A 25,852-nucleotide genomic window follows, 5' to 3' on the forward strand; every position below is an offset into this window, starting at 1 on the left:
TCATTGCGAGGAGTCATTGTTGCGTGGACCGGTAAAACCCACTGTGTCACCCCGTGGCTTGACCACGGGGTCCATAAAAACAATAAAAATACTAATAATTTTAGTATTTTTAACTGGATCCCGTGGTCAAGCCACGGGATGACAGAGGTGAAATTGAGCCATGCAACAATGTCTTTGGTCGCTCGCAATGACAAAAAATAAAAACCACGGTATGACGTGTTGGATAACAATTTAAAATTATGAAAATTCTTAAGAGTTTAGTTTTATTAGTTTTGTTTATGGCGATGCCAGCTAAAGCTGATGATGCTTTTTCATGGATGTCAACCAGTTTTGGTGGGTTAAAAAGCTTATTCGGTTGTTTAGAAGTGCCTGAATTTACAAGTTTTAAAGAGGGTAATATAGGAATTAGTTTATCTACAGCCGGAACTTGGCAATCAACAGGTAATACTGTTGAGAAAGGTAAATTGTTAAAAATAAACTGGTCTACTTCAGGTATTACTCCTGAACCTAGAAAATATCTAGTATTATATAGAATTGATCCAAGGTTTAGTACGCCGCAAGTTTTCATTAAAACTTATAAATATGCTGAATCAAAGTTTGAAGCTTTAGGATTTCCTCGTTTTGTTACGGACAATAACAGTGCAACACCTGGGGCTATACCGCCTGATAAAGACCTTGATGCACTTTCATTTACTAAAATGTCTGATTCTGTTAAATATTTTAACTATTCTAACGGTAATTCGAGAATTGAAGTTAAGGCCGGCGATGTAGTAAATATTAGTTTAGTTGGTAAAGATAATTTTTTTAGCCCTAATACTCTAGATAATATTTTAACGCAGGAACTTGATAGTTCAATATTTGCTGCTTCTGCACTTTATACTCAAAGTAACCTTGGAAATTTTGATAATAGAATAATTTACTCATCTGCAAAGGAGGTATGTGATCTTATAGATGCTTCAAGAGATCCTGATAAACCAAGCGGGTGTAGCGGTACTGGCTCAGCTACAAAATATAAAAGTATAAATAGTAACGAAGCATTAGTCGGCAAACCTATGATAACGGGAGCGGTACAGAATTTCATGGGCTTAATTAATTCTTGTCCTGCTAATGCCGGTATAAATACTAGCCCTGCTTGCTATTACGATCAAGGTAGAGGGATGATAATTAAAGTAGGCGGGCAGGTTATTAAGAGACGAGATCAGAGTTTTGTAAATTCAGGCAGCACTCAAAGTAGCTTTATATATTATCAAGCCACTAGCGGTGGTACTATGGATTTTACTAGCGATTGGCAAGTTAATAACATGTTTAGTAATTCGGTTTTAATGAGTGATTGGAGCCGAAATTTTTCAAATTATGCTAATTTTGTAGATTATATAAATAAGAATGATTGGTCAGCTAATTTTTTATATTTCGGTCGTTATTCGATGATTGTTGAAATAGGTAACGGGACAAATTCAATTAGTCCGGGTGATCAGCAAAATATAAGTTTAGAATATTTAATAACATCTGATGGTACGTTACCTGATCCATCTGTTCGTGGTACGCCGGTAGATTATAACTTTGCGGCTGATGTACCGCAAGATGGATATTTATGGTTAAGGGTGGTAAATCCTAATAGTAATATACAAGGGGTGGTTAGTGTAAATTATGCTAATTATACCGGTACAACTTGGTTTTCTGATATAATATATAACGGTGCTATTAAACCTATTACCGATCAGTTTAGAACTTTTAGTCAAAACTTTTATATTAAGTTAGTTAAAAATTCTGCAGTGCAGAATATAGCTAAAGCTGCATTAACCCTTTATGTTACTATATTTGGGCTAATGTTCGTTGCGGGAGCATTAAAATTAACTGCCGTAGAAGTAATAACACGTATATGCAAAATAGCTATAGTAGCTTTTTTAATTAGAGAAGAAAGTTGGAGCTTTTTTAATACATACTTCTTTAGTGCATTTACTAACGGTATTGATTTCTTTGTAACTAACGTAGTAGGTGCTACAAGCTCTAGAGCTAATATTTTTGGTTTTATTGATCCTATATTTGATAAATATACTAACGGTAGGATTTGGGGATTACTATTTATTGAATTATTACAAATACATAATGGTTTAGCATTTATCGCTATTATAACCATTTATTCACTTATTACTTATTTTAGAGCTATTTTAGAAGTTATAATAGGCTATGTTATTGCATTCATAGGGCTAACTGTTATGATTTCATTAGCACCGTTTTTCATAATATTAATGTTATTTGAAAAAACTAAAAGTTTATTTGATAATTGGATATCGACATTGCTTAGCTATGTAGTGCAGCCGACAATATTATTGATTTTCTTTTTATTGATAGATCAGGTTTTATCTGAGCAGCTTTTAAAAGTAGTAGTTAGAGCCTGTTGGGATACTCTGATACCAATAAAAATAGGGCTTGATTTAACAAATCTTGGTATTCCGATTAATTTCTCTTTTACATTACCGTTCTTGCCAGGAATACCTTTCTATGTACCGGATGTACCGGAAATTAGTAGCTCGAATATTCTAACGAATAACGCTAATACTTTCTTAGTATTATTTACTACGGCTTTATTATTTTATTCATATTGCTTGATGTCATATGGTTTAGTAACTTTTGTAAATATAGTAGTCGGAATGCTTACAAATGTTACACCGGCACGAATATCAGGAAATTATCAAGAACGTTCTGATCCTGTGGGAGCCGTTATGCAGGATATAGGTTCGGTAACAAAACCGATTAAAAAGGCTGCAATGGCTCCGGCTAGAGTTTTCAAAGACAAGATAATGGATCAAAATTATAAAGCTAGAAAACCGGAAGGAGGTGAGCATACAAATAAATTCCTTGCCGAGCGTAATGATGTACCGAAGAAAGAGGAAGGAGAGAGGAAAGAATAATTGTAAATATTTTCGCCGTCATTGCGAGGAAAATTACGAAGTAATTTGACGAGGCAATCTCAGGAATTTCGTACTGTGTCATGAGATTGCTGCACTCCCTACGGTCGTTCGCAATGACGCTATATAAAAATAACTTAAAATAAATGAACAAAAATATTTTTATTACATTATTAATATCATCGTTATTACTGCTTTCCGGTTGTACCGGCGATACTTGTATTGACCCTGATGATTTCGGTTTTATCAAATTCAATGTCTCTTCTAGATATAATCCGGAAGAAATTATTTCAAGACAGGAAGGTGATCAGGTAGCACCATGGCGTGATAGTGCTTATAAAGTAAATGGTTATCCTTTAACCGTTATGGTAAGACCGTGGAGTTATATACTTGGTGATAAAAATACTTCAGGTCAGTTATCTGCATGGTGTCCGTGGTACGGTCAGAAAAATAACACAACTACTTTGGCTGCTTTTTGCGTTAAGCTACAACCGTGTACTTTTTGGGATAATGCTAGACTTGATATGTGTACTCCTAATCCCGCAAATCAAAATGACGCAATGATTAGTAATCCTCCATGTATAATGACAGACGGGGTCGGGCTTTATTTTCTTATTGCCGCTAAAAATACCGATCCCAATATTTCACCGGATTCACAGCGTAAACCGCAAGGTATAACTCAGCATTTAGGAGAGCTTACTTCGAGTGTAGGCTATGAATTTTATAGTATTAGTAGTACAGGACAATTCTTGCCAGCAGGGGGAATAAATTATCAATATAAAGGTGAAGATAAGTCAAAATATGCTCAATCTCCTCTTTATTTTAAGATTATAGATAAATTTTATGATGATAATAGCGGGCAATATAGATTAGTAATCAAGTCCGGAGTTAGTGATACAAGACCAGATCCGCTACAATTTTTAACGGATTTAATAAAAGGGGTATTATTTGGTAAGGATGGGATTATAAAGAAAACTTATCAACAAATAATTGATACGCCGGGTTATAGGATGAGTGTCTCGTCTATTTTAACTCTATATATAATGTTTACGGGCTTTTCCTTTTTAATAGGTAATATAAACCTTACTCATGTCGAACTTATAGTTAGAATATTAAAAGTTAGTATAGTCTCAATATTATTAAGTACGGATAAAGCTTGGACATTTTTTCATGATTATTTATTCGTATTTTTTATTGACGGGGTTCAGCAAATACTGCAAATAATTAATGAAGCTGCGGCTACCGGTCCCGGTTCTCAAAGTTTGCTGGGGTTACTTATTTCTCCTCAAACTTTATCTAAATTATTTTCTTTACTATTTGTTGATTGGCTTGGTTTTATATATATCATTTTATATTTAATAGCCCTATATTTTATTTTCTTTCTTATATTTAAAGCTACTATTATCTATCTAACCGCTCTTATAACTATCGGTATGATTATAATTATGGGACCGATATTTATTTGTTTCATGTTGTTTAATATAACTCGTTCGTTATTTGAGAATTGGTTAAGACAATTAATATCATATGCATTACAGCCTATAATTTTATTTGCCGGTATCGCTTTTATTTCAATGATCATCAGAACCGAAATATATTCAACTCTTGGTTTTGGGGTATGTAAACATGATTTTCCTAATTTAGGTCCAATAAATGAAATATTCGGTGGTTTTCTTGAGGATATAGATCCAAGTCTTGGTAATTCAATATTTTATTGGTGGTTCCCTGTACCAATGAAAGGAGGTATAAATAATTTCCACAAAGCAAAGATATTAGTTCCCGAAGATCATATAATAGTAGATGATTCTTGTAAGAATGACCCTGATAAATGTAAGCATTGTGCTGCGTATGAGTGTATAGATGAACGCTATATTGAATTACCGTTTTTAGATTTAGTTAAAGATGCAAAAAGGATTAGTAATTTTATAAACGGGAAATTTGTCCAACTAGATGGGATATTACTAATTTTTGTGTCTATTTATTTGCTAAGTAAATTTAACGATACTGCTATATCGACGGCACAATTTATTGCCGGTACTTCAGGTAATTTAACAGACATACAAAAAGTTAATCAGCAATCTTATGAATCTGCAGCGAAGCAAATGAATAGACCATTAAGTTATGTAGCTAAGACGGTAAGTGCACCTGTAACTACCCGTGTAAGTGCAAAGTTAGAAGAAACTAGTATGTTCTTTGCCGAGAAATTTGAAGGTATGATGATGGGAAGGCTTGAAAAGCAAGCTCTTGGTTCTTCGGCAAATAAAGCCGTACAAAATGAGGTTAAGAGAAAATACGGTATAGATTCTAAAGATGTAAAAATGAATGCTATTACTGATTATGAAAACGGTATTTCAGGATTGTTAAAGAATTTACCTAAAGGGAATGAATTAAAAGCAAAAGAACTATCGAAAATGAAATTTACTCAGCTTCGAGATAAAATTGCTGCAAATAAATATGGAGTGAAAGATTACGCCGCTTTAAGTGAAGAACAAAAAAGAGAGCTTGATAAGTCATTAAAAGATGCTAACTTACGTGAACTCGCTAGCGATGCGAACTTTACTAAAGATTATCAAGATGCTTATAAATATGCTCACCAAGAAATGTCAGGGCGAGGTGTCGGTCTGTTCGGTAAAAATATAAAACCGCTTAGAAGTTGGCAAGAGATGGAGCATCGTGTTGATACAAAACGTAAATTAAAAGAAGAAAGGCGTGTAGGTATAGGTGAAAAACTCTATGCCGGTTATACGGGAATAAAAAGAGGAGCTTTAACTGCAATAGTCGGTAAAGATTTACGTGATGCTTATGAGGGTAATCTAACCAGTGCCGAATGGCATGATTTTGAATATAACGATCCAAGGCTTAGAACTTATAGCGAAAAATTAAAAGATAATGAAAAAGCACGGGAACGTGAAGAACTCCAAATGCATATTAATAAGGAAACGTTAGCTGCTCAAGCAGATATATTATCACCGGAATATCTAGCAAGACTAGAAAAAGCAGGTAGACAGAGTGATGTAGAATATTATCAAGAATTAGCTCAAAGAAAGCTTATTCATGAGGTGCGTGGTAGGTTATTCGAGGAAGGTGAACCGGTAATGATGGGCGACAGATTTATGCGTGAGAAAGCTACTGATTCTCAGATGCGAGATATGATAGATAACGCCCATAGAAAACATGCAGAATTTATAGAAGGAGATAGATATACTCGTCGCCAAGAGCATTATGATATTATGCACGAGAAAGCTGAAGGAAATTTAGAACAAACTTATAAAGAGCTTAAAGATCATTTCAAAAGAGATGATATCAACATTGAGGAAATGCCGGCATTAATAGCACAAAAGATCAAAGATACTGAGCAGGGACCTGAAGTAGACGCAAAGATTACGGAAGAGCTTAATAACTTTAATGCTGATGTTAAAAATTATGAATATAGTACTGAAGTATTAAATAAAATAGAGGATAGAAAACAAGCTATTACCGATGAAGTCAATGCTCAGATTGATCAGATTAATAAATATAGGGAAAATGCCAAAATGGAAAAATATGTAAAACCTATAGTAAATGAAGGCAGAAAACTAAGAAAATTAGAAGATCATTTAAGAAATATGAAGTAGGCATTGCTTTCGGAGGTACCGAGCCGTCATTGCGAGCAGCCGTAGGCTGCGTGGCAATCTCATGAAATAATAACAAACTCCTGAGATTGCTTCGTCAATTGCTATGCAATTTCCTCGCAATGATGGAAAAATCGATCCATGTAGGAAGCCTCCACAGGATGACATCGATATACACTGTTGCGTTAATGGCACTTAAGAAATTTCCACTAAAAACAATAACTAGTTTTCCCTTTATTAATTAACTTATATATTATCTAATTAAGTTAGTGATTAATTTATTAAGGGGTTTATGAAGAAACAACATATAATAAACGAGACTTTTTTAGATGCAATTCTAGCTAAGAAATTAGGTACTACTTATACTCCTCCAAAAGAAATCAACGATCCTGACTTTGATGAAGCAGCAAAGCATTTCATTGATCTATTACTTAGAGCCGACGGCTTTAAGCCTGTTAAAACTGCAGTAGTTCATCCAATCGATAAAGAATCATTACTCGGTGCAGTTAGAGCGGCACAATTTAATGTAATAAAACCGGTCTTGATTGGTCCGCAACATAAAATTGAATCAGTAGCAAAAGTTAATAATGTCGATCTTGAGGATTATCAAGTAATTAACGTTGAGCATAGCCACGAAGCAGCAAAAAAAGCCGTAGAGCTTGCGAAGAAAAGAGAAGTTGAGGCTATTATGAAAGGGGCGCTTCATACTGATGAGCTTATGTCTGCAGTAGTTCATAAGGAGAATGGACTACGTACCGAACGCCGTATAAGCCATGCTTTTTTAATGGCAGTTGCAACGTTCCCAAAGCCTTTTATTATTACTGATGCTGCTATTAATATTCGTCCTACTCTAGAAGATAAGCGTGATATAGTGCAGAATGCTATTGATTTAATGCATATGATCAAAGAAGATAAGCAGGTTAGAGTTGCGGTATTGTCAGCAGTTGAGACGGTAACCTCTGCAATCCCTACCACCCTTGATGCGGCCGCTTTATCGAAAATGGCAGATCGAGGGCAAATTACGAATGCTATAGTTGATGGACCGCTTGCGTTTGATAATGCTATATCTTTATTTGCTGCAGAAGCAAAAGGTATTAGTTCTTCGGTTTCAGGAAATGCCGATATATTAGTAGTACCTGATCTTGAATCAGGCAATATGCTTGCAAAGCAGCTAAAATATTTGGGTCAAGCGGTTATGGCGGGTATCGTTCTTGGAGCCCGTGTGCCTATTATTTTAACAAGTAGAGCCGATCCCATGGATATGCGTGTTATTTCCTGTGTACTTGCTTCATTTATCTATAATCACACTAAGGCAAAGCTACATATCCAAGCAGGTAAATAATATGAAAGATGTTATTTTAATAGCTAATGCCGGCTCATCTAGTTTAAAAATTTCTATTTTTAAAATTCAGAATAAAAAAGTTAAGGATAAAATTTATAATATTTTTTTAGAAAAGAACGACAATAAAATATTATTTCATATAAATAAAAAACAGGAATCTGCTACCGATATTAAAGATGCTATTGAAATGATGATTGAACTTTTTGAAGATTGGTGGAAAAAACAAGAGAATCTCAATTTAATTGCAACCGGTCACCGTATTGTCCATGGCGGGAAAAATTTTAATAAACCGGTTATTGTTAATGAAAAAGTTAGTGAAGATTTGACAGTATTAATACCTCTAAGCCCTTTGCATCAACCTTATAATTTGCAGGTACTGGGTTTATTTCTTCAAAAATATAAAGAAATCTCGCATATAGCATGTTTTGATACGTCGTTTCATTTTACCAATCCGCCTATTACAAAAGCTTTCGGTTTACCGAAAAAATATTATGATAAAGGGATAATTCGTTACGGTTTTCATGGGTTATCATATAAATATGTTAGCAGCCATTTTAAAGAAATGACAAAGGAAGATTTACCTACAAAGACTATTATAGCTCACTTAGGAAGCGGTAGTAGTCTATGTGCTATTAAAAATGGTCTTAGTCTAACAAGTTCCATGGGCTTTAGCGTACTTGATGGTGTTATGATGGGTACAAGGACAGGCAACCTTGATCCTAGAGTAGTGTTATATCTTATCGACCATGAGAAAATGATTACGAAAGAAGTAACTGAGTTACTATATAAGAAATCAGGATTACTCGGTATGTCCGGTGAAAGCTCTGATATGCGTACTTTGCTTGCCAGTAACTCACCTGATGCTAAATTTGCTATAGATTTATTCGTGTATCGCATTGTACTTGAAATAGGTAAGTTAATTGCTGTCCTTGAGGGGCTTGATTGTCTAATTTTTACTGCCGGTGTCGGACAGAATTCTCCTGTAATACGTGAAATGATTACCGAAAAACTTTTATGGCTAGGCATTAAAATAGATGATACAAAAAACCAAAAAAACGAGCATCTAATAAGTACATCTGATAGTAAGGTTAAAGTTTTTGCTGTGCCAACAAACGAAGAGCTAATCATCGCTGAGGAAGTGATGAAGTTTTTATAACACAAATTGGTTAATTTTTAATTACTTCTACCTCTATTTTTCTTTATTAACTTTTTTTGAAATAAAATATATACAACTATAGATATATTTTTAACTTAAATTTTGAGGGAAGTTATGCCGGAAGATTTTGATAAAAAGAAAGCAGAAAAACAAATAAAGGATATTAAAAATAATAAGATAAATCCATATAATGATGCAATGAAGAAAGATTCTAGAGTGAATTTTATGCAGAAGCAAGTTATAGCTAAAAACGCAGCAGCAGGTTATAAGACAGCATTAAAAATAGAGCAGCAAGCAAAAGAAGCAGGTATTAGTTTAGATAAAGATGCTATGAGACGCTTAGAGAAAATAAAAAGTCGTTATATAGAAGCACTAAGAAAGCAGAATTTCAAAAATTTCAAAGTGATCAAGCTCATAAAACGAATCAACAAAAAGCTGAAGCATTTAGGAGCGGTGCAACAACTGCTGCTAAAAAACAAAGAAAAGAAGATTATAGGACAGGGGGGTGGGGTAAATAATTAAATTATAATTTTATTGCGTTAATTGGTACTGTTTAATATTTTAAACGTATGTTTATACTTCATGCTACAATCTTAACAGTTTTTCCTGAAATGTTCCCTGGGACTCTGGGGTATTCTTTAGCCGGGCAAGCCCTGCATAAAAATATTTGGTCATATAATGTTATCAATATTCGGGATTTCGGTCTAACTAAGCATAAAAATGTCGATGATGAAGCTTATGGCGGTGGTGACGGGCTTATAATGCGTCCTGATGTTTTAGGCAGTAGTATAGATCATGCCCTTTCTTTAAATCCTAATGCTGAAATTTACTATCCTTCACCTCGCGGTAGAGTCTTTACTCAAAGCTTTGCTAAGGAGATGTTAAAAAATAAAAACCTTATATTCTTATGTGGACGTTACGAAGGGATTGACGAACGTGTAATTGAAGAGTATAATGTTAAAGAAATTAGTGTAGGCGACTACATTTTATCCGGAGGAGAAATACCTACCCTCACCATTCTCGATTGCTTAATTAGACTACTGCCAGGTGTTTTAATGAACCAAAATACCTTATCTTCTGAGTCTTTTGAAGAAGACGGGGAATTTAAGGGTGGGCTTGAATGCGGTCTATATACAAGACCTGAAATTTGGCATTATCGAGCTGTACCGAGTGTTTTATTATCTGGTAACCACAGGCTAATTAATGAGTGGAAAAAAGAGCAATCACGTATGATTACTAAATTACGCCGTCCGGAGTTACTTAAAGATTTATAGAGTTAAGGAGTTAAAAAAATGAATATTATTGACCGCTTTGAACAGGAAAATATTTCAAAGCTTACTGCAAATAAAAAAATTCCTGATTTTGAAGCCGGCGATACAGTTAAGGTAACTGTTAAAATTATTGATAGATCGATTGAAAAAGACGGTAAGGAAAAATTAACGGAAAGATTTCAAGCTTATAAAGGTGTAGTTATCGCAAAAAGAAATCGCGGTATTACTTCATCTTTCTTAGTACGTAAAATTAGCCATGGTGAAGGTGTCGAAAGACGCTTTATGACTTACTCGCCGATAGTACACTCTATTGATGTAGTAAAATACGGGGTAGTTCGTCGTGCTAAACTCTACTATTTAAGACAAAGAAGCGGTAAGTCGGCTAGAATTAAAGAGAGACATATCCCTATTGCTAAAACCAAAGCAGCAAAAGCTTAAGTATAATGGTTGTCATACCGTGGCTTGACCACGGTATCCAGAAAACAATAAAAAATACTAATAATTTTAGTATTTTAAACTGGAATCCACGATCGAGCCGGTGTTGTTGCATGGATCGTTTTATATCATTCCCGCTTTTGCAGGAATGACATAGGCAACTTAGTAACAACTCTATACTTTCCTCTTATATGGTGTATATTCTGAAGTAAAATGAAGCATTGGTATACGAAGTTCAATTTGGAAAAGAGCAAGGAGACTGTAAGCCGAGGACCGCAGCGTATACTTAATACGTGAGAACCGCAGCTCTTGTAGGATGACGTAGCCAATTTTTCAAATTCAGCGAGTATATCAAATCCCTAAAGTATCTCTATAAAGTTCAAGCATAGCATCCTGCTCGGCAAGTTTATCTTTATCCAATTTCTTTAGTTTTAATATAGATTTCATAGCTTTAACATCAAATCCATGTGAAGAAGCATCTTGGAAAATATCTTTTACTTCTTGAGATAAATCAGCTTTTTCTTGTTCTAATCTTTCTATTTTGCTTATATATTGCTCTAATTGTTCTTTTACTACTACTTCTGACATAAAAAATCGTTTAACCTTTTTGAATTTACTATATAATACAAATATACTACTTATCTTTCAAGAATTGTTCTTTCATTTTATCAAGGATTCGCATCCTCACCTATTAAGTATAGGCTGCGGGTACTCACCTCTCAAAATAAAATGATGGTTCTTGAAATACAAGCAGTATATAACTTTTATTCAACGAAATATTAATAATGCAAATTTATCCTTTAAGACTTTTGCCTAATAAAATCGATTTTGATTTTATGAACTTTAAAAAAGTCAGTTACACTTTCTCAATTATTTTATCACTCATTAGCTTTATTTGGATCGGTATATATAAATTTAATTTCGGTATTGATTTTGCCGGCGGTATAGTTATTGAAGTAAGGCTTGATCAAGCTCCTGATTTGCCAAAAATGCGGGGGGTTCTAGGTGAGCTTGGAATAGGCGAGGTAGTCTTACAGAATTTTGGTAGTGAGCGTGATTTATCGATTAGATTCGGTAGTAGTAGCGAAGAAAATCTCATGAAAAATATTGAGTTAATTAAAGCATCTTTGCAAAGTAATTTTCCGTATAAGTTTGAATATCGTAAGGTAGATTTTGTCGGTCCGCAAGTCGGTAGGCAGCTAATAGAAGCGGGGGCTATGGCGATGCTATTCTCTTTCTTAGCTATTATGGTTTATATTTGGGTGCGTTTTGAGTGGTATTTCGGTCTTGGTATACTTATCGCCTTAGTGCATGACGTAATACTCGCTCTTGGGTTTATGAGTATGACAAAGCTTGATTTTAACTTAAGCACTATTGCCGCAGTGTTAACTATTATAGGTTATTCCGTTAATGATTCGGTAGTAATATATGATAGGATTAGAGAAAATTTACGTAAATATCATAAAAAAAATATCACGGAAATTATAAATTTAAGTATCAATGAGACTTTATCAAGAACTATTTTAACGGTAATTACTACACTACTTGCCAATTTAGCCCTTATTCTTTTTGGCGGTGAGGCAATCCGTAGTTTTAGCGTCCTTGTATTTTTTGGGATAATAGCCGGTACTTATTCATCAATTTTTATCTCCGCTCCGATACTTACAATGTTTGCTAATAGAAAGTTTAATAAAAAAGTAATAGAAAGGTAAAAAATCGTCATTGCAAGCGAGCATCGCCTGTGTGGATACCTAAGTCGTCATTGCGAGCAGCCGTAGGCTGCTTGGCAATCTCAGGATTTTGGCACGAGATTGCTTCGTCAAAATTTTCAATTTTTCCTCTCAATGACGTTTTTAAGCCATAACGAGAATAGTTTATGCTAAAAGAAGAAGACAGAATTTTTACTAACCTACATGGGCAGCAAAGCCATGATTTGAAATCTAGCAAGAAACGAGGCGATTGGGATAATACTAAAGCTTTGCTTGATAAAGGTAGAGAGTTTATTATTGAAGAGGTCAAGAAATCAGGACTTAGAGGGCGAGGCGGTGCCGGGTTTTCTACAGGCATGAAATGGTCGTTTATGCCCAAAAATTCAGAGAAGCCTTGCTATTTAGTAGTAAATGCCGACGAGTCTGAGCCAGGTACTTGCAAAGACCGTGATATATTAAGGTTTGAGCCGCACAAATTAATAGAAGGCTGTTTGCTTGCAAGCTTTGCGATAGGAGCAAATGATTGCTACATCTATATTAGAGGTGAGTTTTATAATGAAGCCTCTAATATTCAGCGTGCATTAGATGAAGCCTATAAAGAAGGATTAATAGGAAAGAATGCTTGTGGATCTAGCTTCGATTGTAATATTTATTTACATCGTGGGGCGGGGGCTTATATTTGCGGTGAGGAAACTGCATTACTTGAAAGCTTAGAGGGTAAAAAAGGCATGCCTCGTTTAAAGCCGCCTTTTCCTGCCGGATTTGGGCTATATGGCTGCCCGACTACTATAAATAATGTTGAGTCTATTGCAGTAGTGCCGACCATTTTAAGACGAGGAGCTAATTGGTTTGCTTCTATCGGTAAGTCTAACAATACCGGTACTAAGATTTTTTGCATATCGGGGCATGTTAATAAGCCTTGCAATGTTGAAGAGGCAATGGGAATTTCGTTAAAAGAATTGATTGAGAAATATGCCGGCGGTGTTCGAGGCGGTTGGGATAATCTTAAAGCTATAATTCCGGGTGGTTCTTCGGTGCCTTTACTTCCTAAGTCATTATGTGAAGTGGATATGGATTTTGATAGTTTAAGAACCGCAGGTTCCGGACTTGGTACAGGTGGTATTATAGTTATGGATAAATCTACTGACATTATTTATGCAATAGCAAGGCTTAGTAAATTTTATATGCACGAATCATGTGGGCAATGTACTCCCTGCCGTGAAGGTACGGGCTGGATGTGGCGAGTTATGATGCGGCTAGTTAAAGGTAATGCCCAAAAATCCGAGATAGACGAACTCCTTAACGTTACAAAAGAAATAGAGGGGCATACTATTTGTGCCTTAGGTGATGCGGCAGCTTGGCCGATCCAAGGACTGATACGCCATTTTAGAAGCGAGATTGAGGAAAGGATAAAGGGGTGGTCCAGTGCTATATGAACGTTCATCAAGATGTCATTCCAGCAACGGCGGGAATCCAGTACTTTTCTATGTCATACCGTGGCTTGACCACGGGGTCTAGTTAAAAATACTAATATTATTAGTATTTTTAGTTATTTTTCTGGATCCCGTGGTCAAGCCACGGGATGACACCGAACAGGTTTTTCAAGCCACGTACAAATATTTTAAAATAATTAAGAGATTATGCAAACAGATAATACAAAATCAAAGACTAATAAAACAGCTAAGCAAGAGTGGGGGTCTTTTGCTTTTGTAATATGTATCGCTTTACTTATTAGAATACTTATTATGGAGCCGTTTACCGTTCCGACCGGTTCTATGAAAGCAACCATACTTGAGAATGACTATATATTTTCTACGAAATATAGTTATGGTTATAGTAATTATTCTTTATCTTTTTTCGATTTTATTCGTCTTTTTAAAGGACGAATATTTGCTTGTGAACCGGAGTGTGGCGATATTGTAGTTTTTCGTCCGCCTAACGATATGAATGTTAGATATATAAAGCGTTTAATAGGGCTACCCGGCGATAAAATTCAATTGATTGATGACGTAATATATATTAACGATAAAAAAATAGAACGCACGGAAGTTGGAACTTATATAAGCGAAGAGGGAATAAAATATTTGAAGTTTAAAGAAACTTTGCCAAACGGTAAAACATATTTTTCTTATAAGCTTGCTCCTATTTTTGGCGTTATATATAATGATAGATACGGTAACACGGATGTTTTTTATGTACCTGAAGGAAAATATTTCTTTTTAGGGGATAATAGAGATCAGTCAAATGATAGTAGAGTAAATCTTGGATTTGTACCGTTTGAAAATTTTATTGCTAAAGCACAATTTATTTGGTTTTCAACAAAAATAACTTGGTGGGATAATGATATAGGAGTTATTAATCTAGTACTAAAGTTAAAGCCATGGATTGAATCTGTTAGGTTAAATCGAATTTTCAGAAATCTTTATAACACGGATGAGTAATGGTAGCATTTGAGAAGTTAGAAAAATTACTAGGCTATAGTTTCAAAAATAAAGAGCTTTTAATAGAAGCGTTGAGTCATCCGTCTTTAAGACAACATCATGAGTATAAGGATGATAAAGATTATGAACGATTAGAGTTCCTAGGTGATGCTGTATTAAATTTAGTAGTCACGGAAATTTTATTTAAGAATTTTGCAAATTATAATGAGGGAAATTTAGCTAAAATTAGATCATATTTAGTTTGCAAAGAAACAATATGTGTGGTTGGGACCAAGCTCACTTTAAAAGATTATATAATTATGACTCATGGTGAAGAAGTAGCAGGCGGGCGTGATAATCCTAATAATATAGAAAATGCTACGGAAGCTTTAATTGCAGCTATATATCTTGATAGTAATATTGAAACAACCCGTAATATTATCGGTAAATTATGGGCAGAATTTATAAAAATTCAGAATTTAACGGATTATGATCCAAAAACTGCTTTACAAGAATGGGCTCAAGCGAGTAGCCATCACCTACCTATATACCGTCTGATAAAAAGAGAAGGGGCAGCCCATTCATCAACTTTTACGGTGCTTGTGAAAGTAAAAGATTATGAACAAACAGGTACAGGATACTCTATAAAAGAAGCCGAAAAAAACGCAGCACGAAGCTTATTACATAGACTTAAAAATGATTAATCAAGCTCAAAAAACTATATCTGTCTGTATAATAGGGCGACCAAATAGCGGGAAGTCGACTTTACTAAACAGAATAATCGGTGAGAAGCTTTCAATCGTTACCCCAAAAGTTCAAACTACTAGGTCAATTATTACCGGTATTATTACCTTAAAAGATACGCAGGTAATTTTATACGATACGCCCGGTATATTTGAGCCGAAAGGAACGCTTGAGAAGGCGATGGTCAGATGTGCGTGGTCTAGTTTGCATAGTGCGGATTTAGTAATGTTAATTATCGATAGTTTAAAACCGTTTGATGATGTAATGCACGATATTTTAGATAAGCTTCGCTCACTTAATATTGTTCCGATATTTTTATTGAATAAAATAGACATCGAATCAAAATATCTAGATGACATTAAGGCTTTTTTAACGGAAAATCATCCTGATAGCTTGCTTTTTCCTATCTCTGCTTTATCGGGCAAAAATATTGATGGATTACTTGAATATATAACAGGTAAAGCAAAAATTTCTCCTTGGCTTTATGCAGAAGACGACATAACGGATTTACCGATGCGTTTTATTGCGGCAGAAATTACAAGAGAGCAATTATTTTTTAATTTGCAGCAAGAGTTACCTTATAAATTAACCGTACAAACCGAAAAGTGGGAAGAGCTTAAGAATAAATCTGTAAAGATTAATCAAGTTATAGTAGTTTCAAGAGAAAGCTATAAAACTATAATACTCGGTAAAAACGGCTCTAAAATCAAAGAGATAGGGGCAAAATCTCGAATGCAAATGGAGCGGTTTTTTGGCTTCCCTGTTCATTTATTTTTATTTGTTAAGGTGCGTGAACTGTGGGAAAATAACCCTGATTTTTATGAGTATATGAAGATATGAAGCTGTCACCCCGTGGCTTGACCACGGGGTCCAGTATTTTTAAAATTATTTATGGACCCTGTGGTCAAGCCACGGGGTGACACGGTATATGTAATCATGATAGTACTTGGGATTGATCCGGCACTTGGGAGTCTTGGATGGGCGGTGGTTGCAAAGGATACCGCAAAGCTGAAATATTTAGCTAGCGGTATTATTAAAACAAATAGTAAAGATGAAATTCATAATAGACTTGCCTTTATTAACAGTACATTAGAAAAAGTAATATTAGAATATCAACCAAATATAGCGGCGATTGAAGAAACATTTGTTAATACTAATAGCGTGACTTCGTTAAAGCTCGGCTATGCTAGAGGTGCAATAATGTCGCTGATCGGTAGATATAATTTGGATATGCGGGAGTTTAAGCCAAATACGGTAAAAAAAACCGTAACCGGTTATGGGCATGCAGAGAAAGACCAAATTTTGCATATGATAAAGTTACTTTTGCCTGGAACTTCTGTTATTACTAACTCTGATGAAGCTGATGCAGTTGCAATCGCTTATACTTGTCATGTTATGAGGGTTTAAATGAATCCGGTTATAATATTAGTTGCCCCGCAAATGGGTGAGAATATTGGTGCTACTGCAAGAGCAATGAAGAATTTCGGCTTAAATGAGCTTAGAATCGTAGCTCCAAGAGACGGCTGGCCTAATGAGCAAGCACTTAGTAATGCAGTCGGAGCGGTTAATATTATAGATAATGCAAAAGTTTATGATAGTCTTGAAGATTGTATTAAAGACCTCGAATATTTATATGCTACTACTTGCATTAAAAGGGCTATGAATAAAGATTACGTATTTTCACAAAATTTGCCTTTAGATTATCCAAATTCTGCAAAAGTCGGGATAATGTTCGGGAGAGAAAATAACGGGCTTAGTAATGAAGAAATATCACTTGCCAATAAGATTATCACTATTAACACCACTGAATTTAGCTCATTAAATATTGCTCAAGCGGTTATTATTATATGCTATGAATTATTTCGTAATTCTACCCCTAGAGAGGATATTTATAATATTCAAAAATTAGCTACTAAAGAAGAAATAGAGCATTTTTTAGCAAATTTATTCGGCAAACTTGATAAAGCCGGCTTCTTCAAAGCTCCTGACAAAAAGCCCGCTATGCAGCAAAATATCACTAATATATTTACACGTATCAATAGCCTCTCTTCCCCTGAAGTTCAAACACTGCAAGGCATTATTAAATCTTTGAATCAATAGCATCTAGTAACTTCTTAAGTTCAGGAACATAATTTCTTATCCGGCTATAGATTTCATCGGCAAGTTTTTTATCGTAAGTATGAGATGTCATATTACGATCAGTAAGCGTATAAATCCATAAACTCTCATCATTTATAATACCGGTAATAAAAGCTTTCCTTATCACTTCTTTAGGATAGTGAAGAACTGTGCCTTTTTGAGAAAAATATTCTTTTAAAAACTTCCAAGCAAGTTCAAAAGTAAACTCAAATCTTCTAATCGTTGCCTCAATATAAGCTCTATCTTCTGTTGTCGGTTTTAAATAGATATCTTCAAGTGTCATAAAAGCTTTACGAAATTTTTCAAGTTTAAGGTTTATTTTTGACATATATTTTTTAATAAAGATTTAATAATTTCAGCTACTCTTTCTTCTTCATTTAAGGGTTTGTAGCTATATTCCTCTAGCATTATTACGGACTCATCAAAAGTTTTTGCTATTTTCTGCTCTACTAACTGCTTTATAAAAATCTTATGCTTTGAGGAATTAAAATTTGATGGGCAGAATATATAAAGAGGCTTGCTGCTTGAAGCTGCCTCGCTGCACATGGAAATCGAGTCGGCTGTAGAGATTATATATTTTGCATTGGCAAGCATAGCTATATAAGGATTATAGCCTGTGTCTTCGTTCGGGTCATAAATAATTGTGGAAGACGGTATATTATTTTTAATAATTGATTTTACGGCTTGTGGTGTACGTCTACTAAAACTAATGAAAAAAGGTATTTGTTGATTAGTATATATTTTATTTAATAATGAAGAAAATAAAATTGCTTCATCTTCGTTGAAGTTAAATTTTTTATTATTCCCACCGATTATAACTGCAATAAATTGTTTAAGATTGGGATAATATTTTTGGAGTTCTAAGCTTGCAGCGGCGAACTTTTCGGTTACGTTGTTGATAGCTCCATTGATAGGGATGATGTTTTTGTACTCGGTGTCATCCCGTGGCTTGTCCACGGGATCCAGCGTAAAGCGAGATAAATCGAGCTTTTTGCATTTTTTATTACTGGATCCCGTGGACAAGCCACGGCAATCATGATAAGGCAGAATAACGGCATCAAATGTATTGTAAGGGAGATTAGGCTTCATTATTTGTATTAGCTTAATATCTTTAAATTTCTTTTTTAAATAAAATGCTAAAACTGCTGTTCTTCTGCCAGCGGTAATTATCATATCAGGTAAAGGTTTTGCCATAATATCTTGCAATAGCTCACTTTTTATATGAATAGGATAATATTTTAGTAAGAAATTCGGTAGCTTAGCTAAGCAATTATACTGCAGTCTAATTATTGTATATTCTTCCGTTAGTTTTTCTGCAAGTGCAATAGCCTGATTTGTGTTGCCTGTTCTATCATCCGCCAATACGTATATTCTCATGATAAATATTCTTTTAAAGGTAATGTTAATAAGTCTGTTAGAGTTAGTGATTTATCGCAAGCATCGGCTATCTCCGGCATAATCGGAATTTGAGTGATTAAAGGAATATTATATTTTTGTGATAAATGCCCGCCGCTATTATTTTCAAACATATAGCTCATATTCTCAATTATTCCCAAAATAGGTAAATTAAGTTTTTGATATAAATCTATAGAACGTATTACATCTATTTCTGATATTTTTTGCGGTGTTGTTACGATTATTACGCCGTCTAAATGATAATTCTCTAAAAGGCTTAAATGAATATCACCAGTTCCCGGTGGCATATCGATAATTAGATAATCTAAATTATCCCATTTTGTTACTGATAATAATTGATAAATGGTCTTACTCGCCATAGGACCGTGCCAAATAATTGCCGAATGGTCTTTAACAAAAAAGCCTATAGAAATAACTTGGATGCTTTTTACCGTTATCGGTATTATTCGTCCATCTTTCGTTTTCGGTACTTCGTTAATGCCGAATATATGGGGAATTGACGGACCGTAAATATCGGCATCTACTATTCCTACTCGGTAATTTTCTAGACTCAATTGCTGAGCAATAAGAGCCGATATTGTAGATTTTCCGACTCCGCCTTTACCTGACGCTACTAAGATAATTTTTTTTACGTTTTCTATAAAATGTTTTGGTTTTTGAGCTTTTTTCTTCATCGGTTTACTTTCGGTAAAAACAATTGTTATTTTATTTATTTCCGAAATCTCATTAAGCTTATCAATTGCTTTAGTTTTTATTTCTTCGGCTTCTAACTTGTCTTTACCTGATATATCTATAGAAAAACCTATATTATTCCCCTTAATTATAATATCCGATATAACTTTATTTAAAAAAGTATTGTCTTTAAATATAATATGCTGAAGTTTATCGATAATTTGCTTTTGGTGTAAATCCGCCATATTAAATTTCCTTTTTAAGGTTGTTTTAAGTTCGTAACTTGACGTTATATGCTATAATATATATAATCACTTAATCCTTTTAAAATAATATAAAAAAGCAAATGCTTAGTAAAAAATATAGCTCGATTTTAAAAAAATCCCCATGGAAAGATTTTGATTCTGATAAAGAAGATAATATATTCACAAGACCGCGTAAAAATCAATTTAATTTTGATAAATTTCAATTCCAGTTTAATTTTAATAGCAAAACAATAATTTTAGCTGTTGTTGCATTGCTTGCTTTATGGCTTGCTTCGGGTATTTATGAAATAAAAGAAGGTGAAGAAGCAGCGGTAATAAGATTTGGGCGTTTTGTGCGTAAGGGCTACCCCGGGCTTAATTATCATTTGCCTGCCCCTTTTGAAAAGATAATAGTTGAGAAAGTTAAACAATCACGCCGAATTGAGATTGGTTATCGTACAAATAGCTCGGCACGTAGCGGTGGCGATAATACTAAAAATATTGCCGGTGAAAGTATAATGCTTACAGGTGATGAAAATATTGTTGCTTTAAATTGTGACGTAATGTGGCATATTAATAATCTTGAAGATTTTATTTTTAACGTACAAAGACCTGAAGAAACAGTAAAAGCAACAGTAGAAAGTGCTGTTAGAGAAGTAATAGGCAATACTCTTATTTCGTGGGTATTATCCGATCAAAAGCAGGAAATTACTTATAAAATAGAAAAATTAGCACAGAAGATACTGGATAGTTACAATGCCGGTGTTATGATTGAGAAAGTACAATTATTAAAAGCCGAACCGCCTGCCGAAGTAATAGACGCTTATAGAGATGTACAAACTTCAAAAGCAGATAAAGAGAAAGAAATAAATCAAGCTCAAGCCTATAATAATAAGATTTTGCCGGAAGCTCGAGGAGCGGCCGCAAAGATTATACAAGAAGCAGAAGGTTATAAAGAAGAAGTTATATCAAAAGCAGAAGGTGATAGCCAAAGATTTAATGCTATTTATAAACAATATACTATAGGTAGGCAAGTAACTAGAGATAGGTTATATTTAGAAGTAGTCGAAGAGATATTAGGCGGTTCAAATAAAACGATTATTAATAATGCACTACTGCCGCATATGGCTATTACTCGATGAACTTCAAAAATTAGCTGTGCTGTCTCGTCATTGCGAGCAGCCGTAGGCTGCGTGGATACCAAATCGTCATTGCGAGCGACTGAAAGGAGCGTGGCAATCTCAGGATTTTGACACGAGATTGCTTCGTCAAAACTTGCAGTTTCTTCTCGCAATGACGGAGCTAATAAAAACTCAACAAGGAATATTAAATGCAACAAAAGATTTATTATATAATTTTTACAATTGTTTTTGGGCTGATACTGATTTTTAGCTCCTTATTTTCAGTGGACCAACGCCAATTTGCTGTAGTATTCCAGTTTGGTGAAGCAGTTAGAACTATAGAAAATCCAGGGCTAAATATTAAAATCCCGTTTATTCAAAACGTTGAATTTTTTGATAAACGTCTTTTAGATGTTGAAGTTGAGGCAAAAGAATTAACGGCTGCTGACGGTAAACGAGTTATTGTTGATGCTTATGCCAAATTCCAAATTAATAATCCCGTAATGTTTTATAAAACGGTACATGATTATCAAGGTGTGAAAATTAGGTTGACTCGTAATCTTGAATCGTCAATGCGTAAAGTGATAGGTAAAATTTCGCTAAGTAGTCTTTTAAGTCAAGAGCGTAGTAATGTAATGCTAAATATCTTAAATCAAGTAGACGGAGAAGCTAAAAGCTTTGGAATTGATGTTGTAGATGTTAGAATTTTAAGAGCAGATTTACCTAAAGAAAATAGTGCGGCTATTTATCGCCGTATGCAAACGGCACGTGAAAAAGAAGCGACCCAAATTAGAGCAGAAGGACAGGAAGAAAGCGTGCGTATCCGTTCAAAAGCAGATAAAGAAAGTAAAATAATACTTGCTAAAGCTTATCGAGATGCACAAATTATCAAAGGTGACGGCGATGAAAAAGCGGCAAAAATATATAATTCCGCTTATTCCGTCGATCCGGAATTTTATAAATTTTATAGATCACTTTTAGTATATAAAAATTCTTTAAAGAAAGAAGATACTAATTTTGTGATTTCACCGGATGCGGAAGTTTTAAAATACCTAAATCTAACTAAGTAGTATGATGAACCTGAAAATAGTTCTTATTTTAATAGTTTTAATATCAAGTAACATTGTTCTAGCAAAAGAAAATAGTAAATCTTTAAAAGTAGCGGAGCAAGAAGAGAATGAATTTACGGCAATAAATTCTGCTCCTTTAAAAGTAAGTGAAGCTGTCCGTTATAGCTTTGCTGATATAGTTGAGCCGTTAATTCCTGCAGTCGTTAATATTTCAACAATAGAATATGTTAATAGTAAGTCGGAAAATGCTGAGAAAGATCCGCTGCAAGAAAAAAAGCCTTTAGACTTCATTAATGATTTTTTAGAAAAGCTTAATATACCGCTGAATTTGGAAGAAATCGATCAAACTCCTAAAAGCGTTCCGCTTGGTTCAGGGTTTATTATTGAGCCTAACGGTTTAATAGTGACAAACTATCATGTAATTGCAAATTTTGATAAAATTAATATAAAACTTGCAGACAATACCGAATTATCGGCTAAATTAATAGGTAGCGATACTAAAACCGATTTAGCTCTCTTAAAAATAGATAGTGAGGAACCGTTACCGTTTGTTGAGTTTGGAGATTCAAATGATGCAAGAGTAGGAGACTGGGTTATTGCAATCGGTAATCCATTTGGTAATCTAGGTGGTACGGTGACAAGCGGTATTATTTCCTCTAAAGGGCGGGATATTGATATAGATACGGATAATATAGTCGATAATTTTATTCAAACGGATGCTGCAATTAATAACGGTAATTCTGGTGGTCCTATGTTTAATTTGGATCAAAAAGTAATAGGCGTAAATACGGCAATTTTTTCACCGCTCGGTACTAATATAGGTATTGGTTTTGCAATACCGTCAAATACTGCAAAGCCCATAATCGAACGTCTTAAGAAAGATGGAAAAGTAAGTAGAGGACGCCTTGGAGTAACAATACAAGATTTAACCGAGGAAATTTCTGAAGGGTTAGGGCTTAAAGATACTAGGGGGGTGTTAGTAGCTAAAGTACAAGAAGACGGTCCAGGTGATAAAGCAGGAATTAAAACAGGTGATATAATAATAGAGTTTGCAGATATACCGGTTAAAAATACTAAAAAATTGCGTGTAATTATTGCAGATGCTCCTATTGATCAGGAAGTAAAAGTAAAAATACTTCGCGATAAAAAAGAGCTTGAATTACCTATTAAAATTACTTCAGATAATGAAGAAGTTACCAAAGATTCTACAGAAGAGACCAATAAAGAAGAAATAACAAACAAAGAAGAAAGTAATTTATCTATTACTAAAAATAATATTACTTTTAGTAATTTGACTGAAGAATTAAGACAACAATATGATATTCCGAGCGATAAGGCGGGAATAGTTATAACCAATATTAATCAGGAAAGCATAGACAATATAAGTAAGCTAGAAGAATTATATGAAAATGCAAAAAAATCGAATAAGCAAAATATTTTGCTCTTGATTGAAAGGGGCGATACAAGTGTATTTGTGCCGTTACAAGTTATATAGAGTGATTATCGTCATTGCGAGGAAATACGAAGTATTGACGAAGCAATCTAGTAAAAAAGTCCTGAGATTGCTTCAGCCACGTTGTGGCTTCACAATGACGTTAAAAATTCAAGCCATACAATAATAATACCTAAATAATTTATGAATGAAAAAATAGCAATTTTAAGTGCATACAGTTTTGTTAATATAGAAGAACCGGCGAATTTGATACCGAAACTTTTGCTTATCGGTAAAAAAAAATATGTTAGAGGTACTATTTTATTAGCTAACGAAGGTTTTAACAGTTCTTTTTCAGGCTCATATGAAAATGTAAATCTTGTACTTGAAGAACTAATAAAACTAACCTATCCCAAAGATGTTAACGTTAAAATAAATTATAGTGATGTTCATCCTTTTCATAAGCTGAAAGTTAGACTTAAGAAAGAGATTGTAGCGATGAATGTTGAAGATTTAAATGTTGATTTATTTAAAGGTGAATATATAGAGCCGAAAGATTGGGACGAATTTATCACCAAACAAAATGTTATAGTAATAGATACTCGTAATGATTATGAAGTAGAGGTCGGTACATTTAAATCGGCAATTAATCCTAATACCAGAACATTTAAACAGTTTCCCGCTTGGGTTCAGCAGAATCAAGAATTGCTCAAAGGTAAGAAAATTGCTATGGTCTGTACAGGCGGTATTAGGTGTGAAAAATCCACCAGCTTACTTAAAAGTATAGGTTATGAAGAGGTATATCATCTAAAAGGCGGGATACTGCAATATTTAGAAGATACACAAAATAAAAATAATTTATGGCAAGGCGAGTGTTTTGTCTTTGATGATAGGAGAGCAGTAGCGGATGACTTATCACCCGCAGAAGGGCATTGGTTACAGAGATAGTAATGTCATCCCGTGGCTTGTCCACGGGATCCAGTTAAAAATACTAATATATTAGTATTTTTTATTGTTTTTATGGACCACGTGGTCAAGCCACGGGGTGACAGCTAAAAGTACTGGATTCCCGCTTTTGCGGGAATGACATAACCTTTTTTTATTTATTAGAAATATATGACTAAAACCAAACAAGAAATTTATAATAAGCGTCCGACTTCCCCGCATTTAAGTATATATAAGCCGCAAATAAGTTCTACATTGTCGATTTTGCATCGTATGACCGGCGTAGCTCTATTTTTTGCAGTATCGATTTTGGCGTGGTGGTTGATTCTTAGCAAATATGACAATAATTATTTACAACTTGCTAATTGCTGCATTATAAAAATATGCTTAGTAGCAGTAAGCTACGCTTGGTTTTATCATTTATGCAACGGTATTCGGCATTTGTTTTGGGATATCGGTTACGGCTTTTCTATAAAAGCAGTTAATATCACCGGTTGGTGTGTAGTTGTATGTTCTATATTATTAACTATATTGTTGTGGATGTAGTAATTAAAAACGTCATTGCGAGGAAATTACGTAAGTAATTGACGAAGCAATCTCAGGATATTTGACGAGATTGCCACGTCACTTCGCTCCTCGCAATGACGAAAAGACGTATGACAGCTTAATATGTTTAGAGAAAATTAATGGTATATGATTTTAAAGCAGAAATTGTAAAAGCAAAAAATAGCGGTTCTGCTAAAAGCGGTTCTCATTATTGGTTATTGCAAAGAGTAACGGGGATTATATTAGCTTTATGTTCTATATGGTTAATATATTTTACGCTAACTAACAAAAATAATGACATAAATATTATTATGTGGGAGCTTAAAAAGCCTTTTAACGTAGTAGCATTGTTAATTACGGTGGCTATTTCGTTGTATCATGCAATGCTTGGTATGCGTGTAGTGATTGAGGATTATGTAAGTTGTCACAAATTACGTAATACATTGATTGTAATAGTACAATTATTTTGTATTGTGACTATTGCAGCTTTTGTAGTAGCGATGTTTTATAGGGGATGAATGTTACTAGATAAATTTGAAGAAAACATAAAGTTAAGATTGTTACGCGATGCTGTAAGTATAGGAATATATCAAGCAAAAAACAATATATTTAGTGAAAAATCAATTTTAGATTTGATTGATGATGAGTAAGTTTTCGTAAGTAGTCATT

General features: G+C 34.2%; 26 protein-coding genes and 1 pseudogene. 22 read left to right on the top strand and 5 right to left on the bottom strand.

Translation table 11 applies throughout. The features are described 5' to 3' along the window. Window positions 1–7: 7 nt before the first annotated feature. The 8 genes and pseudogenes from ACE38Q_RS07270 to rplS form a co-directional block, all read left to right on the top strand. A pseudogene (locus tag ACE38Q_RS07270) lies at window positions 8–171 on the top strand (tRNA lysidine(34) synthetase TilS); the annotation flags it as partial. Between the two features lie 68 nt (window positions 172–239). Next, complete coding sequence (locus ACE38Q_RS07275) at window positions 240–2,912, top strand: TrbL/VirB6 family protein (RefSeq protein ID WP_500190910.1); 2,673 nt, start codon at window positions 240–242, stop codon at window positions 2,910–2,912. A 143-nt stretch (window positions 2,913–3,055) separates the two neighbouring features. Beyond that, window positions 3,056–6,523: a TrbL/VirB6 family protein gene (locus ACE38Q_RS07280; protein WP_500190913.1), complete on the top strand. Its 3,468-nt coding sequence runs from the start codon at window positions 3,056–3,058 to the stop codon at window positions 6,521–6,523. 289 nt (window positions 6,524–6,812) lie between these two features. Beyond that, window positions 6,813–7,862 (top strand): phosphate acetyltransferase, encoded by a 1,050-nt coding sequence (locus ACE38Q_RS07285; protein ID WP_500190915.1) that lies wholly within the window; start codon window positions 6,813–6,815, stop codon window positions 7,860–7,862. Between the two features lies 1 nt (window position 7,863). Further along, window positions 7,864–9,018, top strand: coding sequence for an acetate/propionate family kinase (locus tag ACE38Q_RS07290; protein WP_500190917.1), 1,155 nt, complete (start codon window positions 7,864–7,866; stop codon window positions 9,016–9,018). A gap of 114 nt (window positions 9,019–9,132) precedes the next feature. After that, a complete protein-coding gene (locus tag ACE38Q_RS07295) occupies window positions 9,133–9,540 on the top strand; it encodes a hypothetical protein (RefSeq protein WP_500190921.1) in 408 nt (135 codons plus the stop codon). Between the two features lie 47 nt (window positions 9,541–9,587). Then, complete coding sequence (trmD, locus tag ACE38Q_RS07300; protein ID WP_500190923.1) at window positions 9,588–10,292, top strand: tRNA (guanosine(37)-N1)-methyltransferase TrmD; 705 nt, start codon at window positions 9,588–9,590, stop codon at window positions 10,290–10,292. Between the two features lie 18 nt (window positions 10,293–10,310). Next, window positions 10,311–10,727 (top strand): 50S ribosomal protein L19, encoded by a 417-nt coding sequence (gene rplS / locus ACE38Q_RS07305; RefSeq protein WP_500190926.1) that lies wholly within the window; start codon window positions 10,311–10,313, stop codon window positions 10,725–10,727. A 348-nt stretch (window positions 10,728–11,075) separates the two neighbouring features. Here the strand turns inward: rplS and ACE38Q_RS07310 are convergent, their stop codons facing one another. After that, on the bottom strand, window positions 11,076–11,312 hold the full coding sequence (locus ACE38Q_RS07310; RefSeq protein ID WP_004996682.1) for a DUF2312 domain-containing protein: 237 nt from the start codon (window positions 11,310–11,312) through the stop codon (window positions 11,076–11,078). 197 nt (window positions 11,313–11,509) lie between these two features. Here ACE38Q_RS07310 and secF point away from each other — a divergent pair, with 197 nt between their 5' ends. Further along, the gene (gene secF, locus ACE38Q_RS07315) at window positions 11,510–12,436 is read left to right on the top strand and encodes a protein translocase subunit SecF (protein ID WP_500190928.1); all 927 of its coding nucleotides are present in this window, start codon (window positions 11,510–11,512) and stop codon (window positions 12,434–12,436) included. A 7-nt stretch (window positions 12,437–12,443) separates the two neighbouring features. On the opposite strand, the gene ACE38Q_RS07320 is transcribed toward secF, so the two are convergent. Continuing rightward, window positions 12,444–12,569: a hypothetical protein gene (locus ACE38Q_RS07320; protein WP_500190931.1), complete on the bottom strand. Its 126-nt coding sequence runs from the start codon at window positions 12,567–12,569 to the stop codon at window positions 12,444–12,446. A 31-nt stretch (window positions 12,570–12,600) separates the two neighbouring features. Between ACE38Q_RS07320 and nuoF the strand changes: the two genes are divergently transcribed. From nuoF to ACE38Q_RS07350, 6 genes are all read left to right on the top strand, one after another. Continuing rightward, window positions 12,601–13,869, top strand: coding sequence for an NADH-quinone oxidoreductase subunit NuoF (gene nuoF / locus ACE38Q_RS07325; protein WP_500190933.1), 1,269 nt, complete (start codon window positions 12,601–12,603; stop codon window positions 13,867–13,869). A gap of 204 nt (window positions 13,870–14,073) precedes the next feature. After that, a complete protein-coding gene (gene lepB / locus ACE38Q_RS07330; RefSeq protein WP_500190936.1) occupies window positions 14,074–14,874 on the top strand; it encodes a signal peptidase I in 801 nt (266 codons plus the stop codon). After that, window positions 14,874–15,557, top strand: coding sequence for a ribonuclease III (gene rnc, locus ACE38Q_RS07335; protein WP_500190938.1), 684 nt, complete (start codon window positions 14,874–14,876; stop codon window positions 15,555–15,557). The genes lepB and rnc overlap by 1 nt, the downstream gene beginning before the upstream one ends. Beyond that, window positions 15,550–16,437, top strand: coding sequence for a GTPase Era (gene era / locus ACE38Q_RS07340; RefSeq protein ID WP_500190941.1), 888 nt, complete (start codon window positions 15,550–15,552; stop codon window positions 16,435–16,437). The genes rnc and era overlap by 8 nt, the downstream gene beginning before the upstream one ends. 96 nt (window positions 16,438–16,533) lie before the next feature. Continuing rightward, on the top strand, window positions 16,534–17,004 hold the full coding sequence (gene ruvC / locus ACE38Q_RS07345) for a crossover junction endodeoxyribonuclease RuvC (RefSeq protein WP_500191379.1): 471 nt from the start codon (window positions 16,534–16,536) through the stop codon (window positions 17,002–17,004). Further along, window positions 17,005–17,697: an RNA methyltransferase gene (locus ACE38Q_RS07350; RefSeq protein WP_500190944.1), complete on the top strand. Its 693-nt coding sequence runs from the start codon at window positions 17,005–17,007 to the stop codon at window positions 17,695–17,697. Here the strand turns inward: ACE38Q_RS07350 and ACE38Q_RS07355 are convergent. The 3 genes from ACE38Q_RS07355 to ACE38Q_RS07365 are packed head-to-tail and all read right to left on the bottom strand — an operon-like array spanning window position 17,678 to window position 20,069. Continuing rightward, window positions 17,678–18,064 carry a nucleotidyltransferase substrate binding protein gene (locus ACE38Q_RS07355; RefSeq protein WP_500190946.1) on the bottom strand — a complete coding sequence of 129 codons (387 nt, stop codon included), beginning with the start codon at window positions 18,062–18,064 and terminating at the stop codon, window positions 17,678–17,680. The two genes, ACE38Q_RS07350 and ACE38Q_RS07355, sit on opposite strands and share 20 nt — an antisense overlap. After that, window positions 18,052–19,113, bottom strand: coding sequence for a mitochondrial fission ELM1 family protein (locus ACE38Q_RS07360; RefSeq protein ID WP_500190948.1), 1,062 nt, complete (start codon window positions 19,111–19,113; stop codon window positions 18,052–18,054). Before ACE38Q_RS07360 ends, ACE38Q_RS07355 begins: the two co-directional genes overlap by 13 nt. Continuing rightward, entirely contained in the window at window positions 19,110–20,069 is a 960-nt protein-coding gene (locus ACE38Q_RS07365) for an Mrp/NBP35 family ATP-binding protein (RefSeq protein WP_500190950.1), read from the bottom strand. Before ACE38Q_RS07365 ends, ACE38Q_RS07360 begins: the two co-directional genes overlap by 4 nt. 101 nt (window positions 20,070–20,170) lie before the next feature. Here ACE38Q_RS07365 and hflK point away from each other — a divergent pair, with 101 nt between their 5' ends. The 7 genes from hflK (at window position 20,171) to ACE38Q_RS07400 (ending at window position 25,833) form a co-directional block, all read left to right on the top strand. Beyond that, on the top strand, window positions 20,171–21,211 hold the full coding sequence (gene hflK, locus ACE38Q_RS07370; RefSeq protein WP_500190952.1) for an FtsH protease activity modulator HflK: 1,041 nt from the start codon (window positions 20,171–20,173) through the stop codon (window positions 21,209–21,211). 188 nt (window positions 21,212–21,399) lie between these two features. Further along, window positions 21,400–22,260, top strand: coding sequence for a protease modulator HflC (gene hflC / locus ACE38Q_RS07375; protein ID WP_500190954.1), 861 nt, complete (start codon window positions 21,400–21,402; stop codon window positions 22,258–22,260). A gap of 1 nt (window position 22,261) precedes the next feature. Next, window positions 22,262–23,755: a Do family serine endopeptidase gene (locus ACE38Q_RS07380; RefSeq protein WP_500190958.1), complete on the top strand. Its 1,494-nt coding sequence runs from the start codon at window positions 22,262–22,264 to the stop codon at window positions 23,753–23,755. Window positions 23,756–23,896: 141 nt separating this feature from the next. Continuing rightward, window positions 23,897–24,640: an oxygen-dependent tRNA uridine(34) hydroxylase TrhO gene (gene trhO / locus ACE38Q_RS07385; RefSeq protein ID WP_500190961.1), complete on the top strand. Its 744-nt coding sequence runs from the start codon at window positions 23,897–23,899 to the stop codon at window positions 24,638–24,640. Between the two features lie 168 nt (window positions 24,641–24,808). Continuing rightward, window positions 24,809–25,183 carry a succinate dehydrogenase, cytochrome b556 subunit gene (gene sdhC / locus ACE38Q_RS07390; RefSeq protein WP_500190965.1) on the top strand — a complete coding sequence of 125 codons (375 nt, stop codon included), beginning with the start codon at window positions 24,809–24,811 and terminating at the stop codon, window positions 25,181–25,183. Between the two features lie 140 nt (window positions 25,184–25,323). Further along, entirely contained in the window at window positions 25,324–25,701 is a 378-nt protein-coding gene (gene sdhD, locus ACE38Q_RS07395; protein ID WP_500190967.1) for a succinate dehydrogenase, hydrophobic membrane anchor protein, read from the top strand. Further along, window positions 25,702–25,833, top strand: coding sequence for a type II toxin-antitoxin system ParD family antitoxin (locus ACE38Q_RS07400; protein WP_500190969.1), 132 nt, complete (start codon window positions 25,702–25,704; stop codon window positions 25,831–25,833). It abuts the gene before it with no gap. Window positions 25,834–25,852 lie beyond the last annotated feature (19 nt).

Source organism: Rickettsia endosymbiont of Thecocarcelia acutangulata (assembly GCF_964263195.1).
GTDB lineage: Bacteria > Pseudomonadota > Alphaproteobacteria > Rickettsiales > Rickettsiaceae > Rickettsia > Rickettsia felis.

What these genes read in the sequence shown, in the direction of transcription:
- ACE38Q_RS07350 (WP_500190944.1), top strand. Translation starts at nt 17,005, where the DNA reads ATGAATCCGGTTATAATATTAGTTGCCCCGCAAATGGGTGAGAATATT.
- rnc (WP_500190938.1), top strand. Translation starts at nt 14,874, where the DNA reads ATGGTAGCATTTGAGAAGTTAGAAAAATTACTAGGCTATAGTTTCAAA.
- ACE38Q_RS07360 (WP_500190948.1), bottom strand. Translation starts at nt 19,113, where the DNA reads ATGAGAATATACGTATTGGCGGATGATAGAACAGGCAACACAAATCAG.
- trmD (WP_500190923.1), top strand. Translation starts at nt 9,588, where the DNA reads ATGTTTATACTTCATGCTACAATCTTAACAGTTTTTCCTGAAATGTTC.
- ruvC (WP_500191379.1), top strand. Translation starts at nt 16,534, where the DNA reads ATGATAGTACTTGGGATTGATCCGGCACTTGGGAGTCTTGGATGGGCG.
- ACE38Q_RS07280 (WP_500190913.1), top strand. Translation starts at nt 3,056, where the DNA reads ATGAACAAAAATATTTTTATTACATTATTAATATCATCGTTATTACTG.
- sdhC (WP_500190965.1), top strand. Translation starts at nt 24,809, where the DNA reads ATGACTAAAACCAAACAAGAAATTTATAATAAGCGTCCGACTTCCCCG.
- hflC (WP_500190954.1), top strand. Translation starts at nt 21,400, where the DNA reads ATGCAACAAAAGATTTATTATATAATTTTTACAATTGTTTTTGGGCTG.
- lepB (WP_500190936.1), top strand. Translation starts at nt 14,074, where the DNA reads ATGCAAACAGATAATACAAAATCAAAGACTAATAAAACAGCTAAGCAA.
- nuoF (WP_500190933.1), top strand. Translation starts at nt 12,601, where the DNA reads ATGCTAAAAGAAGAAGACAGAATTTTTACTAACCTACATGGGCAGCAA.
- era (WP_500190941.1), top strand. Translation starts at nt 15,550, where the DNA reads ATGATTAATCAAGCTCAAAAAACTATATCTGTCTGTATAATAGGGCGA.
- ACE38Q_RS07285 (WP_500190915.1), top strand. Translation starts at nt 6,813, where the DNA reads ATGAAGAAACAACATATAATAAACGAGACTTTTTTAGATGCAATTCTA.
- ACE38Q_RS07295 (WP_500190921.1), top strand. Translation starts at nt 9,133, where the DNA reads ATGCCGGAAGATTTTGATAAAAAGAAAGCAGAAAAACAAATAAAGGAT.
- rplS (WP_500190926.1), top strand. Translation starts at nt 10,311, where the DNA reads ATGAATATTATTGACCGCTTTGAACAGGAAAATATTTCAAAGCTTACT.
- ACE38Q_RS07365 (WP_500190950.1), bottom strand. Translation starts at nt 20,069, where the DNA reads ATGGCGGATTTACACCAAAAGCAAATTATCGATAAACTTCAGCATATT.
- sdhD (WP_500190967.1), top strand. Translation starts at nt 25,324, where the DNA reads ATGGTATATGATTTTAAAGCAGAAATTGTAAAAGCAAAAAATAGCGGT.
- ACE38Q_RS07355 (WP_500190946.1), bottom strand. Translation starts at nt 18,064, where the DNA reads ATGTCAAAAATAAACCTTAAACTTGAAAAATTTCGTAAAGCTTTTATG.
- ACE38Q_RS07400 (WP_500190969.1), top strand. Translation starts at nt 25,702, where the DNA reads ATGTTACTAGATAAATTTGAAGAAAACATAAAGTTAAGATTGTTACGC.
- ACE38Q_RS07310 (WP_004996682.1), bottom strand. Translation starts at nt 11,312, where the DNA reads ATGTCAGAAGTAGTAGTAAAAGAACAATTAGAGCAATATATAAGCAAA.
- hflK (WP_500190952.1), top strand. Translation starts at nt 20,171, where the DNA reads ATGCTTAGTAAAAAATATAGCTCGATTTTAAAAAAATCCCCATGGAAA.
- trhO (WP_500190961.1), top strand. Translation starts at nt 23,897, where the DNA reads ATGAATGAAAAAATAGCAATTTTAAGTGCATACAGTTTTGTTAATATA.
- secF (WP_500190928.1), top strand. Translation starts at nt 11,510, where the DNA reads ATGCAAATTTATCCTTTAAGACTTTTGCCTAATAAAATCGATTTTGAT.
- ACE38Q_RS07275 (WP_500190910.1), top strand. Translation starts at nt 240, where the DNA reads ATGAAAATTCTTAAGAGTTTAGTTTTATTAGTTTTGTTTATGGCGATG.
- ACE38Q_RS07290 (WP_500190917.1), top strand. Translation starts at nt 7,864, where the DNA reads ATGAAAGATGTTATTTTAATAGCTAATGCCGGCTCATCTAGTTTAAAA.
- ACE38Q_RS07380 (WP_500190958.1), top strand. Translation starts at nt 22,262, where the DNA reads ATGATGAACCTGAAAATAGTTCTTATTTTAATAGTTTTAATATCAAGT.